The organism is Phytopseudomonas punonensis (assembly GCF_900142655.1).
GTDB lineage: Bacteria > Pseudomonadota > Gammaproteobacteria > Pseudomonadales > Pseudomonadaceae > Aquipseudomonas > Aquipseudomonas punonensis.
The window spans coordinates 201,540-216,594 of the sequence record NZ_FRBQ01000006.1 but is presented as its reverse complement, the minus strand read 5'-3'; the positions used below and the strand labels follow the sequence as shown (position 1 = coordinate 216,594).

Below are 15,055 nucleotides of genomic sequence, written 5' to 3'. Positions count from 1 at the left end.
CCAAGCTTGTTTTCAACGCAGCGATGGCAACGCACGACTGCATGGATGCAGGAAGTAGAGCGACGCAGGACGCCAAAGCCGAGGTAGTTTTTAACGGTCGGCTAGCGCGGCGCCAGGTGGGAGATCAGTAACTGCACCGACTCCTGGCCGCGGAACTCGTTGACGTCCAGCTTGTAGGCCAGCTCGACCCAACGCACGGTTGGGTTGGGCCATACCTCGCGGTCTACGCCAAAGGCAATGCCGTCGAGCTGAACGCTGCCGCACTCGCTCTTGAGCACCACTTTGAGGTGACGCTCGCCGACGATGCGCTGCTGCACCAGCTGGAAGGCGCCGTGGAACAGCGGCTCGGGGAAATGCTGGCCCCAGGGGCCGGCGTTGCGCAGTTCGCGGGCCAGGGGCAGGTTGAATTCGTCGATGCTCAGCACGCCATCGGAGAGCAGGCGGCCGGTCAGGTCGTCCTCGCAGAGCTGGCGACGCACCTCGTCGTCGAAGGCCTTGGCGAAGGTCTCGAAATGCTCGGCTGGCAATGACAGGCCAGCCGCCATAGCGTGACCGCCGAACTTGCTGATCAAACCCGGATGACGCGACGCCACGGCGTCCAGCGCATCGCGGATGTGAAAGCCCGGCACCGAGCGCGCCGAGCCCTTGAGCATGCCCTCGCCGGCATCGGCGAAGGCGATGGTCGGGCGGTGATAGCGCTCCTTCAGGCGTGAGGCGAGGATGCCGATCACACCCTGGTGCCAGTCGGCCTCGAACAGACAGAGGCCGAACGGCAGGTTTTCCACCGGCAGGTCCTTGAGCTGGGCCAGGGCCTCGCGCTGCATGCCCTGCTCGATGGCCTTGCGATCCTGGTTGAGCTGGTCGAGCTGCACGGCCATGTCGCGGGCCAGGGCTTCGTCCTCACAGAGCAGGCATTCGATGCCCAGGCTCATGTCGTCGAGGCGCCCCGCCGCGTTCAGGCGCGGGCCGAGAATGAAACCCAGATCGGTGGAAGTGATACGGGCGTGCTGCTTGCCGGCCACCTCCAGCAGGGCGCGCAGCCCGGGGCGTGCACGACCGGCACGAATACGCGCCAGGCCCTGATGCACCAGAATGCGGTTGTTGGCGTCCAGTGGCACCACGTCGGCGACGCTGCCCAGGGCCACCAGATCGAGCAGCTCGCCCAGGTTCGGCTCGGGGCGCTCGGCGCTGAACCAGCCCAATTCGCGCAGCCGCGCGCGCAGCGCCAGCAGCACGTAGAAGATCACCCCGACGCCAGCCAGCGACTTGCTCGGAAAACTGCAGCCTGGCTGGTTGGGATTGACGATGGCATCGGCCGCCGGCAACTCGTTGCTCGGCAGGTGATGGTCGGTGACCAGCACCTTCAGCCCGGCAGCCTTGGCAGCCGCCACGCCCTCGATACTGGAAATGCCGTTGTCGACGGTGATCAGCAATTCGGGCTCGCGGGTCAGCGCCACGGCGACGATTTCCGGGGTCAGCCCATAGCCGTACTCGAAGCGATTCGGCACCAGATAATCGACATGGGCGGCGCCCAGCATGCGCAGCCCGAGCATGCCGACGGTACTGGCGGTGGCGCCATCGGCATCGAAGTCGCCGACGATCAGCATCCGCTGGCCCTGGCGCAAACCCTCGACCAGCAGTTCAACCGCCGCCTCGATGCCCTTGAGCTCGGTGAACGGAATCAAACGCGCCAGGCCCTTTTCCAGCTCCACTGCCGAGAGTACCCCGCGAGCGGCATAAAGGCGGGTCAACAGGGGCGGCAGGTTGCCCAGGTCGGGCAAGGAAGCAGGAAGCGGGCGGGACTCGATACGCATGGAGGTGGTTTTCTACTCGTACGGTTACACAGGATCAGTGTCCGGCCCAAAGCCAGACAAGGCTTACATCAGTTGCTCTGCGCGCGCTCGCCGGCCAGCCATTCCACCGGGATTTCGTGCTGGCCGCGCTCGTCGGTAACGAACAATTCGCCGTCGCTGATCATTACGCTCCAGCTCAGCGAGCGCGGCAGATCCTGGGACAGTTCAGCCAGGGCTTCCTGACCCAGGGAGACGACGTTGATGTTCTTCAGGCTGCGCACCGGGTCCAGGCACTTGGTCTGCCAGACGCGCAGGTTGCCGTAAGCCACCAGGCTGAATTTTTCGGTACGGCGCGAGCACCAGGTGATGCGCTCGCTGTCCGGCTGGCCGACTTCGATCCAGTGCAGCACACGACCATCGAGGCTTTTTTCCCATAGCGCCGGCTCGTCGACATCGGAAAGGCCACGGCCGAAGGCCAGGTTTTCCTGATAGAACAGCGTATAGGCGATCAGCCGCGCTGCCAGCCGCTCCTCGGTTTCCGAGGGATGGCGGGCCACGGTAAACCGCAGACTTTCGTAGATGCTGCGATCGATATCGGTGAGATTGAGATCGATCTTGTAGGTTGTGGACGGCTGGGCCATGGCGCGCTTCTTGGTATGCAGAAAAGTGCGCCAGTCTATCAGGCCGGCCGAGAGCGTGGGCAGAGCACCGCCCAAAGGAGGCGCTCTGCCCACGCTCAGGCGGTCAGGAATCGCTCTTCCAGTCCGGGTAGCGACGCTCTGCCGGCGCTGGCGGGAAGTACTGGTACAGCCAGGTCTCGCTGAGCACTTCCTTGTTGTCGACGCGGCGCAGGTAGGCACGCATGTTCACCGGCTCGACGCTGTCGCTGGTGGGGAACCAGTCGAACTGCGCGCGGAAGCCTTCGACCTCCGGGTACAGGGCAAGAATGCTGAAATCCTTGACCTCGCCGTGGGAGGCTTCGACCACCACTTCGACCTGCGCCTTGGCATCCATCTTCGCCAGCGGGCCGCCGCCGAAGTCGATGGCGAAACGTCGTGCCCACTGCTTCGGCCAATGCTCGCCCGGCGCCCAGCCAAGGGTGAAACCGCCCATACCGGAACGCGTGGCATGCACCTGAGCCAGTGTCGGCTTCACCGGCGGCAACGCCGCCCAATGCAGCTTGTAGCCAAAGTTCAGCGAGGTACCGGGCTCGATCGGCTGTTTGGGATTCCAGAAGCAGACGATGTTGTCCATGGTCTCGCCGGTGGTGGGGATCTCCAGCAAATCGATGCTGCCCTCGCCCCACTGGGTGGTCGGCTCCACCCACAGGCTCGGACGACGGCTGTACCAGACCACGGTGTCCTGATAAGACTTGAAGTCGTGGTCGTACTGCACCAGGCCGAACCCTTTCGGGTTGGTGTCGGCGAAAGCGTTGAACTGCAGCTTTGCCGGGTTGTTCAGCGGCCGGCAGACCCACTCGCCGTTGCCGCGCCACATCGACAGGCGATCGCTGTCATGAATCGCCGTGGCGATGAAATCGCAGCGGTTGCGCTCATGGCCACCGCAGGCAAACATGCTGGTCATCGGCGAGATACCCAGCTGCTTGATGGTCTTGCGGGCGTTGATATGGGCGTCGATATCCATCACCACGCGGTCTTCCAGGCAGTCGATATCGAAGCGGAAGGCGCCTGTTGCGCTTGGCGAGTCGAGCAGCGCGTAGAGCACGAAACGGGTGGCGTCCTTGTCGGGCGTCTCGAACCAGAACTCGGTGAAGTCGGGGAATTCTTCCGGCTTGTCGCTGAAGGTATCGATGGCCATGCCGCGCGCCGACAGGCCGTACTGGCCGGTGTTATCAACCGCGCGGAAGTAACTGGCACCGAGGAAAGAGACGATATCGTACTTGGCGATGTTCGGCTGCTTGAACACCTTGAGGCCGGCGAAGCCCAGGTCACCCTTGAGCTGCGACACATCCACGCCGCTCTTGCCGTAGTCGAACAGATCGGGACGGAAATGCACCTCGCGAGCCTGGCGGCTCTTAGGGTCGACGGCGTGCATGCGCACCGGTTGACGAAAGCCCATGCCGACGTGGAAGAACTGCACATCAAGCTGGCCGTCCAGTTCATTCCACAGCGAGTGCGCCGGGTCGTACTGGATGGCGTTGAACTGTTGCGGCGTCAGCTCGGCGAGAGTCTTGGGTAGCACCTCGGCGGTACTTTTATAAGCCCGGCCGGCCATACTCTTGGCGCGCGCCTGCAGTTGTTTGAAATCGAACGATTCGGCCTCGCCGTCGGCGGTTTCCGCGAAGCTGCGCAAGCTGAACAGGCCAGCCGGCAAACCACTGACGGCAGCTAGCATCATGGAGGCTTTCAGAAGGTTACGTCTGTGCATGGGCGCCCCTGAATTAGGTAAGGAATCTAGGCACCGCCCCTAAAGGGCGATGGAAAAATACCTACAACAGATAGCCCTACCCGCCACATGGTTCCGCGCTGAATGTGCAACCGGCGGTAAACACCGCCAGCGGCACAAGCGAAACGCTAACAGGCCATTGAAAAACGTAGGCGAGGCAGCCAGTGCAAGGCCTGGGCGGCCCCACAAAAACAGCCGAAACGTAGCGCAGCGAAGTAACAGCCGAAGGCTGGCCCGAAGAGCGAACGAAGTGAGTCAAAAGCGGAGTGTACGAGTTGCACATGAGCATTTTGACTGGGCTCGCACACGAGGCTGTTTTTAACGCAGCAATGGCAACGTAGGTAGTTTTTCAACGGCCTGCTAACGCGCCGCCTTCAGCAGCGTGCGGATGGCTTTGCGGTCACGCTTGCTGTCGCGCTTGTCGAGCAGATCGAGAAAGGCGAAGGAGTCGAGGCCGTTGAGCGTGGTCTTCGGGCTGACGATCTTGCGCTTCGGGTTGGCGCCATGTTCAAGCAGCACCTTTACCAACACCGGCTCGTTATAGAGGATGGCGCCATTGAGCGCCGACAGCCCCATCTGATCAGCCTCATCGACGGGGCAACCGGCTTTCAGCGCTTCATTCATCTGCGCCAGCGCCATGCCCTTGCGCTCGTCTGATTCGCCGTAGGCAGCCGCCATCAGTGTCAGAGTCGGCGCCTGCATGCTGGCATTGCCAAGCACGCAACCGCGCTCGTCCATCACCTGTAGGCCATGGTCTTTCTGTACATCTTCAGCGTGAGCCAACCCCGCTGCCAACAGGCACAACGCCAGAACACGGACAGGCAGCTGGAAAAACGTAGGCGAGGCAGGCAAGACAAGGCGAAGAAGGCCGAAAAAGCGGAGTTTACTGATGTAAATGAGCATTTTGAGGCCTTCTTCAACGCGGTATTGCCAACGGAGGTAGTTTTTCAGCTGTCTGTCAAAGTGCATAGCGTTTCTCCAAGGTGCTATAGCCCATGCCTACACCTTTATTGACCTTGAGCTGCACGGCGACCCGCTCCTTGAGTGCCTCTACGTGGCTGATCACGCCGATCATCTTGCCGCTGGCGTTGAGGTTGTCCAGCGCGTCGAGAGCCACTTCCAGAGTTTCGCCGTCCAGGGTGCCAAAGCCTTCGTCGAGAAACAGCGAGTCGATGCGCGTCTTGTGGCTGACCAGATCGGACAGCGCCAGGGCCAGGGCCAGGCTGACCAGAAAGCTCTCGCCTCCAGACAAGGTGCGCGTGTCGCGCGCCACATCGCCCTGCCAGGTATCGACCACCTCCAACTCCAGTTCGCCGAGGGATTTGCGCGCCAGCTGGTAACGGCCATGCAGGCGCTGTAGCTGACCATTGGCAAGATGCACCAGATGGCCGAGGGTCAGGCCCTGGGCGAAGCGCCGGAACTTGGCGCCATCGGACGAGCCGATCAGGCTGTTGAGCTGCTGCCAGCTGTCGTATTCGAGCTGTTGCGCGGCGATGGCCGCGAACAGCGCCTGCTGGTTGAGCCGGCGCTGGTCATCGCCCTGCAGCTGCCCGCGAATCTCACCCTGGCGCTGGCCGAGTTGCTTCAAGGTTGTTTGCAGACTCTGCAGGTATTCATCCAGATAGTCGGCGCTGTGTTCGGTCTGCGGCTCGGCACGCAGCGCGGTCAGTTGTGCCTGAGCCGAAGCATGCAACGCCCGCGCTTCGGTCTGGGCTTTTTCCAGGCGCTGCTTGAGCGCCTGTAATTGCTCGCGCTGCGCATCATCGAGAGAGGCGCTAAGAAACTCGCGTTCATCGCTGAACGGGCTGCTCGCCAACGCCGCCTGCCACTGCGCCACCGTAGCCTGCTCGGCCTCGCGCAGAGCAATCTCGCGCTTAGCAAAGCCTTCCAGGGTGATGCGCAGCTCCAGACAGCGACGCTCTGCTCTCTGCCACCCGGCCTCGGCGGATTCGAGCTGCGCTGCCGCCTCGTCGAGTGGTTGGGCGACGATGGGTTCACCGCCCGCCTCGTGCCAGCGCGCTCGCCACTGCTTTGCGCACTTGTCGGCCTCGCTGGCCTGATGCAGCAATGCGGGCTGCTGTTGCGCCAGTGCCTGCCGCCGTCGCCCAGCCTCGTGCCAGCGCTCGGCATCGGCCTTGCGCGCCGCCAGCCAGCTCGCGCCATCCTCGGGTAACGGATGACCAAAGGCGGCGAGTTGCGTCGTTAACTCGGCCGCGACCTGCCCGTGATGCTGGCGCTGCGCCGCAAGCTGTTCATCCAGCGCTTTCTGCGCCGCCAGGGCAAGATCGCGGTCGTGCTCGACAGCGCCCAGTTGCTGCTGGGCCGCCACGTGTTTCTGGCTGCTGATCGTGGCGTCCTGGCGTGCGCGTTCAAGCTCCTGTTTGAGGCTGTCGAGCTGCTTCAGGGTCGCGTCGACTTCGACACGCTCGGAGATCTGCCGCGTTTGCGCAGCGGCGAGCGACGACTCGTCATCGGGTAATGGCTCGAGCACCTCGCCCTGGCGCTGCCAGGCAGCCGCTAGCGCGTCGAGCTGGCGCTGCAGGTCCTGCTCCTGCTCACGGCTTTGCGTCACCTGGCTCTCCAGCGCAGCGACCTGGTTGCCCAGGTTCTGACCCTGCTCGGTCAATGCCTCGAGGGTCTGCCGCGCCTCATCGCGCTCGCGCTGCGTGGCCGAAACATCCAGTGCCTGATAGGCGGCGATGGCCGGGTGCTCGGTGGAGCCGCAAAGCGGGCACGCCTCATCAGCCTGCAGCTGCGCACGATAAGCCTCCAGCGCCTGAATACGCTGCTCCTGCTCAAGCAATTTGTCCTGATCGCTCAGCCGCTGTTTCACCTCGCGGTAGCGCTCGCGCAGGGCCGTGCGTTGCGCTTCGCGCTCACCCAGGCCTTGCATCTGCTTGCTGAGATTGGTGGTAACGAGCTGCAATTTCTGGGTGAGTTGGGCGCGCCGTTCGGCCAACTGCGCGAGTTGCTCCAGCGCACTGCCGCGGGCATGCACCTGCTGCCAGTGAGTACGCCAGTCGCTTTCGCTGCGACCAGCCAGCGCGGCTTGCCAACGCCCTTGCACTTCGGCAACCCGCTGTTCGGCATCGACCTTGGCCTGGGCCACGGCCTGCATCGACTGCGCGAGGCTGTTCAGCTTGAGCTCAAACTGCTGGAGCTGATCGGCGCCCGCCTGCTGCCTGGCCTGCAACCCAGCAATCGCCTGATTGGCCTGATCGCGCACCTCGAAGGCGCGCTGCCAGCCGCTGAGTTGGGCGCTCAGGCGCTCATGCTCAGCCGAGGCCTGCAACTGCGTATCGAGGGCACGACACTCGTCGTCCAGGCGCTGCAACGCCTGGTGTTTTTCCAGGGCAACCGCTGCGCTAGCCTTGGCGGCCTGGTGCAGATTTTCGCGCAGCCGCTGTTCGGCCTCGGCAAGTTGCTGTCGATGGGCGCGCTGTTCCTCTTCACTGGCTGCCAGTGCCCGAGCGGCCTCACGTCGCGCCTGATAAACCGGTTGCAGGCGCTGCGCAGGCTCGCTGCTATGCAAACGTTTCAGCTCACCAGCGGCATCCTGTTCGGCCTGGGTGGCCACCTCGACCTGAGTTGCCGCCGCGGTAGCCTGCGTTTCAGCGCGCGCCAGGTCGGTCAGCCACTGGCGCTGTCGACCGGCCTCGACGAAGGCTGTTTGTGTCGTGCCCTCCTCGACCGCCAACTGCGCCGCTTCGTCGGCGAGCGCCTGGCGCTGCCCGTCATCCAGCAACTCGACGCCCTCGGCACGCGCACGCAGCTGGTCGAGGCCGGTTTTCACCTCGCGGGTATGCTCGAATACACGCTGGGAAATCAGCCCATAGATATCAGTGCCTGTCAGTTCTTCGAGCAGCTCTGCGCGCTGGTTGGCGGAGGCTTCCAGAAACGCCGCGAAGCCGCCCTGGGCCAGCAGCATCGACTTGGTGAAACGGCCAAAATCCAGGCCGGTCAGACGCTCCACTTCTTTGGGCTTTTCGCTGAGTTTGTCGGTGATGATCTCGCCGTCCAGCTTTGCCAGCTCAGCCTTGGCGCCCTGCAGCGCGCCATCGGCCTTGTCGCGGGCGCGGCGCTGGCTCCAAAAGGCGCGGTAGCCTTGGCCCTTCACCTCGAACTCGACCTCGGCCAGGCACTCGGCCGTATGCCGGGTCATCAGCTCGTTCTCACCGCCGACCTTGTCCATACGCGGGGTGCGGTGATACAGCGCCAGGCAGATGGCATCGAGCAGCGTGGTCTTGCCCGCGCCGGTCGGCCCGGTGATGGCGAACAGGCCATTGCTGGCGAACGGCTCGGTGGTGAAATCGATCTTCCACTCGCCCTTCAGCGAGTTGAGGTTCTTCAGGCGCAGGCTGAGGATTTTCATGGAAAGGTGGTTTGGCTCGATTCAAAGGCAGGCGGCTATTGTGGCACTGTTGCCGGCTGACGTGGATGAGGCCGCGCCCTGACGCGCGTGGTAACAAAAACCTGCGGTTACATCCCGGGCGCGCGGGTAACGTGTGAGGCCCGCTCATTAGGAGAGAAATCTGCCATGGCCCGTCCTGTTCATCATCTGCTCGGTGGTATCGCACTCAGTCTCGCCACCCTCAGCGCCCAGGCCGCCGATGCCCTGCCCCAGGCACAATGGCCGTTCACCGCAGAAACACGTGCCACCCTCGACGAGCCGTGGGCCATGACCTTCCTGCCCGACGGCACGCTGCTGGTCACAGAGAAACGTGGTGCGCTCAAGCATATCGATCCCAAGACCGGCAAGAGCCACGACATCGCCGGTGTGCCGCAAGTGGCCTACGGCGGCCAAGGTGGCTTTGGCGACGTGATCCTGCACCCGGACTTCGCCAACAATCACTATGTCTATATCAGCTATGCCGAAGCTGGTGACGGCGATACCCGTGGCGCCGCAGTAGCGCGTGCCAAGCTGCAGCTCAATGAAGATGGCGGCGGCGCGCTGACCGAGCTGAGCGTGATCTGGCAGCAAACACCAAAAGTCAGTGGCAGCGGCCACTACGGCCATCGCCTGGCCTTCGGCCCTGACGGCAAGCTGTGGATCACCTCCAGCGAGCGGCAAAAATTCACTCCGGCGCAAGACATGAAAGCCAACCTCGGCAAGCTCGTGCGCCTCAACGATGACGGCAGCCTGCCGGGCGACAATCCCTTCACCGATCAGGGTGGCGTGGCCGCACAGGTGTGGTCGCTGGGCCACCGCAACATGCTTGGCATCGCCTTCGCGGCCGATGGCAAGCTGTGGGTACACGAGATGGGCCCAGCCGGTGGCGATGAGCTGAACCTGATCAAGCGCGGCGAAAACTACGGCTACCCGGAGGTTTCCAACGGCGATCACTACGGCGGCAAGCCGATCCCCGATCACGACACCCGCCCGGAATTCGAAGCACCGAAGATCACCTGGAACCCGGTCATTTCCCCAGCTGGCTTCGTGATCTATCAGGGTGAGCGTTTTCCTGGCTGGAACGGCGCGGGGTTGATCGGTGGACTTTCTTCCCAGTCGCTGGTGCGCGTGGCGTTCGACGGCGACAACGCCCGCGAGGCCGAGCGTTACGACATGGGCGCGCGGATCCGCGAAGTGGAGCAAGGCCCGGATGGCAGCGTGTGGCTGTTGGAAGACGGCAGCGGTGGTCGGCTGCTGGAGTTGCTGCCCAAATAATCGGGTTCCTGGGTATCGCTTTGCTCAACCCGGGCTACATGGGGCCACAAAAAAACCGCAGCCAGGCTGCGGTTTTTTATGGCCGATATTCGCCTCAGTAGACGAAGGTCAGTACCACGTTGAACACCAGCGCCGCCACGAAACCGATGGGCGCGGCCTTGAACAGTAGCTGCGGGAACAGCGTGGCGCGGCTCTGCTCCGAGGTGCACGAGCCGAGGATCAGGCTGCCACCCGAGGAGAACGGCGAAATCGATGTGGCTTGAGCACCGACCACGATGGCGATGAACAGCACCATCGGCTCCAACCCCATGGCCTGGGCGATGGGCAGCACCATCGGGAACAGCGCTGGCGTAACCACACCCAGGGTGCTGGAGAACAGCGACATGAACGCCGCGACCGCGCCAAATACCACCGGCACCAGAATCGGCGGAATGCTGCCGCCAATCCACGACGACAGCAGGTCGATGGTGCCGGCCTTGATTGCCACCGAGATCAGCATGCCCACACCGCAGATCATGATCAGCGTGCCCCAGGGCACCGAGGCCATGGCCTTGCGCTCGTCGCCCAGCTTGAGCAGCAGGGCGATGACCGAGAAGATGCTGGCGATCAGGCCAATATCCATCTTCGAGTTGATGAAGGTGATGGTGCCGTTATCCGGCAGCGCGATATGGGCAATGGGTGCGGCCAGCACGATGGCCATCATCGCCAAGGTCAGCCAAAGGGTGATTTTCTGCTCACGCTTGAGCGCGGCGGGCGCACTGGCCTCGAAAACCGAGGCCTTCATGGCGCGACCTTCACGGGTCAGGAACACGAAAACACTGATCACCAGCAAGGGGATGACCAGGGTGCTCAGGAAAATGCCGGTGGCGTTGATGAAGGCATCGTTGTCGCTTATACCGGCGTTGGTCATCAAGCCACGAAAGATGATGCCGCTCTGGCTGGACATGAAGTTGGCACCGCTCAAGGCGCCATAGTTCACGGCCATGCCGCCGACGATCAGGCCCATGCCGGTGCGCTGGCAGAGCAGCAGGGTGATCGGCGCCATGAACGCCAGCACCGTGTAGTAACCGGCGCCCATCGCGGCGATCACAGTGGCCGTGAAGAACACCGCGAACGGCAGCAATTGTGGCACCCGCCGGCAGTGGTAGATCAGATGCTCGGCGAGTTTCTCCAGGGTGCCGTTGACCGTGGCGAAACTGTAGAACAGGCAGACGGAGAAGATCACGAAGAAGATCTTCAACGGCCACATGCCGATGACATCGGACGGGCTCAGCCCCATGCCGAAGCAGCCGATCAGGTAGGCGAAAGCAATGGCGAAAAGACCGATGTTGATCTTGGTTTTGTAGCCGAGTGCGACGGCAGCGACGATGGCCGCGACGACGAGCATGCTCATCATGATGAAGGCTTCCTGTTGTTGTTCGAATGGGATCAGCGGTTGTTGGAGAAACCGAAAAGGCGCACTGGGTTGGCGACCAGAACCTGATGACGCTCGGCCGCATCCGGCAACAGCGCCTCGATCAATTCGAACTGCTCGGCATAGTCTGTCCGATCTTCGAACTGGGTGTTGGGCCAATCGCTGCCCCACAGAAAACGCTCACTGCCGCCGGCCGCCTCACGTACCTGCGCCAACACGGCAGAGGACTGCACCGGGTCGGTGTTGCTGCGGTAGGCAGCCGACAACTTCAGCCATACACGCGAGTCGCCCAGTAACTGCAGAAACGCCTGGTGGCCGGGGTTCTGTGCATCGATACCGCCGGTGGGCAGGCCGAAATGGTCGATGACCACGTTGACGCCCGTGGCGACGATGGCTGGCACGACTTGCGCCAGATCCTCAATGCCACGCTGGATTTCCACCTGCCAGCCACGACGGGCCAGGCGCGCGAACAAGTGGTTCCACGCCGGGCCCGTGTAGTCCTGCAGCCCCTTGCCGATCAGGTTCAGGCGAATGCCCACCACGCCTGCGGCGGCGAGTTCGTCCAGCTCTGCGTCGCTAACGGCCAAATCGACAACCGCCACGGCGCGCAGGCGCTCGGGATAGCGGCGCAGTGCCTCGACCATGAAGCTGTTATCCGTACCGAGGAAGCTCGGCTGAATCAGCACGCCATGGGACAGTCCATGGGCGTCCAGATGGGCGAGGTATTGCTCGACCAGCGCGTCGTAGGCGGGGCTGTAACGACGGTTGGCGACCATCGGCAGATCCTGGCGGAAGATATGCGCATGGGTGTCGATGCCGGTAATGGCAGGGCTGGAAGTGCTCATTGAGGCGTACCTGATCGATTGTTGTGAAGGCCAGCATCAGGGGCTGACCCTTGTTATCACGACATGTATTCATATATATGAATAGTTGACCATATATTCGACTCAGCCATTCTGTCAATCGATCTGCCGGTGGTAGAGTGGCGCCAGCCTGCAACCGGACACCAAGACGCGATGACCCTCGGATACGATGAACGCCTGCCGCTCTACCAACGACTGCGCGAAGAAATGCTCGCCAAGATCGCCGCTGGCGAGTGGTCGCCTGGTGCGCCAATACCCACCGAAGCAGAGCTGACCAAGCTCTACGGTGTAGCCATCGGCACGGTACGCAAGGCGGTGGATACGCTGGTGAACGAGGGGCTGCTGCTGCGCAGCCAAGGCCGTGGCACCTTCGTACGGCGACCGAATTTCGATGCCTCGCTGGCGCGTTTCTTTCGCCAGGTGAATGCCCGTGGTGGCCAGGAAATCCCAACCAGCCGGATTCTCTCCAAGGCGCTGCAAAAGCCCTCCAAGGAGATCGCCAAGGCCCTCGCCCTGAAAAGTGGTGAGCAGGTGCTGCACATGGAGCGCCTGCGGGTGGTTGAAGACCGCACTCTGTTTCACGAGGAAATCTGGCTGCCCGCCTCGCGTTTCGGCGTGCTGATGGATATCGACTCGGCCACCTTTGGCGACCTGCTCTACCCCTTCTACGAGAAGCAGTGCGGCCAATGCATCGCCTCGGCGCGGGAAACGCTTACGGTCGGCTCGGCCGACGCGCAGATAGCAGACTCGCTGGCCATCGGCCAGGGGGCCCCTATCGTGGTGATCGAACGCACCGCCCTGGGCTATGACCGCAGCCCGCTGGAATACCGCCTGTCGCGCGCTGCGGCGGCCAATTTCCGCTATCAGATCGATATCTGCTGATTCGACCGAATCGCCCTTCCGCTCGACCACAACCGCTGCCTCGCTCTGCGCCTTTTTGGCGCGTAGCGGGCCGCTTTCAGGCTGTAGCCCAATGGGCGTCCGACATCCGAAATCCCCGAACCAGAGCTTTTCTCGGCCAAGGCGTTAAAAAACATCAAGCCCGCATCTTTTCGATTTACGTCGTGCCATCTAAGTGCTATCAGGTGCTAAAAGATCGCTGCTGTTTCGCACCGGCAGCCAATATAAGAACAACATTGCCAGGAATGCCGCCATGAACAGCTTGCGTCGTTTGCCGATCAATCGTCGTCTATGGCTCATCATCGTAATGCCGGTGCTGATGCTGATATTGCTCGGCGCCTACATGCTCAACCAGATCAGCGTTGGCCTGTACGCCGGCAAAGCCGAGAAGACTCAGCACGTGGTGCAGACGGCCGTGGGCATTCTCAAGTATTACCAGAGCCTGGAAGCCGGCGGCACACTGAGCCGTGAGCAGGCGCAGAAGCAGGCGATCGAGGTGATCCGCGGCATGCGCTACGGCGGCCAGGAGTACTTCTGGATCAACGACCAGACGCCGACCATGATCATGCACCCCACCAACGCCAAGCTCGAGGGGCAGAACCTGTCGGCCATCAAGGACCCGGATGGCAAGGCACTGTTCAACGACATGGTGACCATCACCCGAAGCCAGGGCGCCGGGCCGATCAACTATCGCTGGCCGAAACCGGGCGCCAGCGAGCCGGTGCCGAAGATTTCCTACGTCGAGCTGTTCCAGCCGTGGGGCTGGATCATCGGCTCGGGCGTTTACGTCGACGACGTGCAGGCCGAGTTCAAATCCCAGGCGCTCAAGGCGCTGGCCATCGGCGTGCCGGCCACCCTGCTGCTGATCGCCCTGGTGGTAATGATTTCGCGCAGCATCGCCGTGCCGCTGCAGCAAGCGGTCACCGCCATGGCCAATATCGCCAGCGGCGAAGGCGACCTGACCCACAAGCTCGATGACCAGGGCCGCGACGAACTGGCCGCACTGGCCGGGCACTTCAACGCTTTCACCGGCAAGATGCGCCAGGTGATTCGCCAACTGCTCGACTCCGCCTCCTCGCTCGACCAGGCCGCCCACTCGCTCGGCGACATCTCCAACGCAGCACAGAGGCACAGTCAGCAGCAGGCCCAGCAGATGGAGCTGGTCGCTACCGCGGTCAACGAAGTTACCTACGGCGTGCAGGATGTAGCCAAAAACGCCGAACACGCCTCCAGCGAAGTGCGCACCGCCGAAGAGCAGGCGCGCCAGGGCCAGCACAATATCGACGCCAGCCTGAAGCAGATCGACCAGCTGTCCGCCACCATCGACAAGGCCGTGGCAGTGATCGAATCGCTGGCCAGCGAAAGCACGCAGATCGGCGGCGTGCTGGAAGTGATCCGCTCGATTGCCGAGCAGACCAACCTGCTGGCATTGAACGCCGCCATCGAGGCCGCCCGTGCTGGCGAGCAGGGTCGCGGTTTCGCCGTGGTTGCTGACGAGGTGCGCCTGCTGGCCCAGCGCACGCAGAAATCCACTGCGGAAATTCAGGGCATGATCGAGCGCCTGCAGGGCAACTCCCAGGCCGCGGTGAAAGCTATCAGCGACAGCAGCCAGGCCTCGCGCCTGACTGTCGAGCAGGCCAGCCAGGCCGGTGAAAGCCTGGCGCAGATCGCCCAATCACTGCGCAACCTGACCGGCCTCAACGCCTCAATCGCCAGCGCCACGCTGCAGCAGTCCCACGTGGTCGACGACATCAACCAGAACGTCACCGAGACCGCCGCCCTGGCCCACAGCACTGCCGAGTCGGCCGATCAGTCGAGCGCTGCCAGCCAGCATCTCAAACAACTGGCCGAGCAACTCGGTCGTTTGCTGGGGCAGTTCCGCATCTGAAGCATGCCCGGCCTGAACGCCTCCACCTCGCACGCGTTCCGGCCGGATCCTGCAGCCTCGCCGCATACCGGCGCCCCAGTCGAACGGCGGGCCATAGAGGCCCGCTATAGCATCAATTAGCCAGCA

General features: G+C 62.9%; 10 protein-coding genes. 3 read left to right on the top strand and 7 right to left on the bottom strand.

Going from position 1 to position 15,055, the window contains the following annotated elements; translation table 11 throughout:
* Positions 1–101: 101 nt before the first annotated feature.
* The 5 genes from recJ to BUC40_RS16270 form a co-directional block, all read right to left on the bottom strand.
* Complete coding sequence (gene recJ, locus BUC40_RS16290) at positions 102–1,814, bottom strand: single-stranded-DNA-specific exonuclease RecJ (RefSeq protein ID WP_073267218.1); 1,713 nt, start codon at positions 1,812–1,814, stop codon at positions 102–104.
* Positions 1,815–1,882: 68 nt separating this feature from the next.
* Entirely contained in the window at positions 1,883–2,434 is a 552-nt protein-coding gene (locus BUC40_RS16285) for a YaeQ family protein (RefSeq protein WP_073267245.1), read from the bottom strand.
* Between the two features lie 103 nt (positions 2,435–2,537).
* Positions 2,538–4,181, bottom strand: a complete 1,644-nt coding sequence (locus BUC40_RS16280; RefSeq protein WP_073267217.1) for a glucan biosynthesis protein D — start codon at positions 4,179–4,181, stop codon at positions 2,538–2,540.
* A 378-nt stretch (positions 4,182–4,559) separates the two neighbouring features.
* Positions 4,560–4,982, bottom strand: a complete 423-nt coding sequence (locus BUC40_RS16275; protein ID WP_139272198.1) for an ankyrin repeat domain-containing protein — start codon at positions 4,980–4,982, stop codon at positions 4,560–4,562.
* Between the two features lie 175 nt (positions 4,983–5,157).
* Positions 5,158–8,571, bottom strand: a complete 3,414-nt coding sequence (locus BUC40_RS16270) for an AAA family ATPase (protein WP_073267215.1) — start codon at positions 8,569–8,571, stop codon at positions 5,158–5,160.
* A 165-nt stretch (positions 8,572–8,736) separates the two neighbouring features.
* Between BUC40_RS16270 and BUC40_RS16265 the strand changes: the two genes are divergently transcribed.
* Positions 8,737–9,864, top strand: a complete 1,128-nt coding sequence (locus BUC40_RS16265; protein WP_073267214.1) for a PQQ-dependent sugar dehydrogenase — start codon at positions 8,737–8,739, stop codon at positions 9,862–9,864.
* Positions 9,865–9,958: 94 nt separating this feature from the next.
* Here BUC40_RS16265 and BUC40_RS16260 read toward each other — a convergent pair whose 3' ends face one another.
* Together BUC40_RS16260 and BUC40_RS16255 are read right to left on the bottom strand one after the other, a co-directional pair.
* The gene (locus BUC40_RS16260; protein WP_073267213.1) at positions 9,959–11,260 is read right to left on the bottom strand and encodes an SLC13 family permease; all 1,302 of its coding nucleotides are present in this window, start codon (positions 11,258–11,260) and stop codon (positions 9,959–9,961) included.
* 32 nt (positions 11,261–11,292) lie between these two features.
* A complete protein-coding gene (locus BUC40_RS16255) occupies positions 11,293–12,123 on the bottom strand; it encodes an amidohydrolase family protein (RefSeq protein WP_073267212.1) in 831 nt (276 codons plus the stop codon).
* A gap of 171 nt (positions 12,124–12,294) precedes the next feature.
* On the opposite strand from BUC40_RS16255, the gene BUC40_RS16250 reads away from it, so the two are divergent.
* Together BUC40_RS16250 and BUC40_RS16245 are read left to right on the top strand one after the other, a co-directional pair.
* Positions 12,295–13,023, top strand: coding sequence for a GntR family transcriptional regulator (locus tag BUC40_RS16250; protein ID WP_073267211.1), 729 nt, complete (start codon positions 12,295–12,297; stop codon positions 13,021–13,023).
* A gap of 271 nt (positions 13,024–13,294) precedes the next feature.
* Complete coding sequence (locus tag BUC40_RS16245; RefSeq protein ID WP_073267210.1) at positions 13,295–14,929, top strand: methyl-accepting chemotaxis protein; 1,635 nt, start codon at positions 13,295–13,297, stop codon at positions 14,927–14,929.
* The last annotated feature ends 126 nt before the right edge of the window (positions 14,930–15,055 follow it).

Coding starts and splice junctions, on each gene's coding strand:
- BUC40_RS16255 (WP_073267212.1), bottom strand. CDS start 12,123: ATGAGCACTTCCAGCCCTGCCATTACCGGCATCGACACCCATGCGCAT.
- BUC40_RS16250 (WP_073267211.1), top strand. CDS start 12,295: ATGACCCTCGGATACGATGAACGCCTGCCGCTCTACCAACGACTGCGC.
- BUC40_RS16285 (WP_073267245.1), bottom strand. CDS start 2,434: ATGGCCCAGCCGTCCACAACCTACAAGATCGATCTCAATCTCACCGAT.
- BUC40_RS16265 (WP_073267214.1), top strand. CDS start 8,737: ATGGCCCGTCCTGTTCATCATCTGCTCGGTGGTATCGCACTCAGTCTC.
- BUC40_RS16260 (WP_073267213.1), bottom strand. CDS start 11,260: ATGATGAGCATGCTCGTCGTCGCGGCCATCGTCGCTGCCGTCGCACTC.
- BUC40_RS16280 (WP_073267217.1), bottom strand. CDS start 4,181: ATGCACAGACGTAACCTTCTGAAAGCCTCCATGATGCTAGCTGCCGTC.
- recJ (WP_073267218.1), bottom strand. CDS start 1,814: ATGCGTATCGAGTCCCGCCCGCTTCCTGCTTCCTTGCCCGACCTGGGC.
- BUC40_RS16245 (WP_073267210.1), top strand. CDS start 13,295: ATGAACAGCTTGCGTCGTTTGCCGATCAATCGTCGTCTATGGCTCATC.
- BUC40_RS16270 (WP_073267215.1), bottom strand. CDS start 8,571: ATGAAAATCCTCAGCCTGCGCCTGAAGAACCTCAACTCGCTGAAGGGC.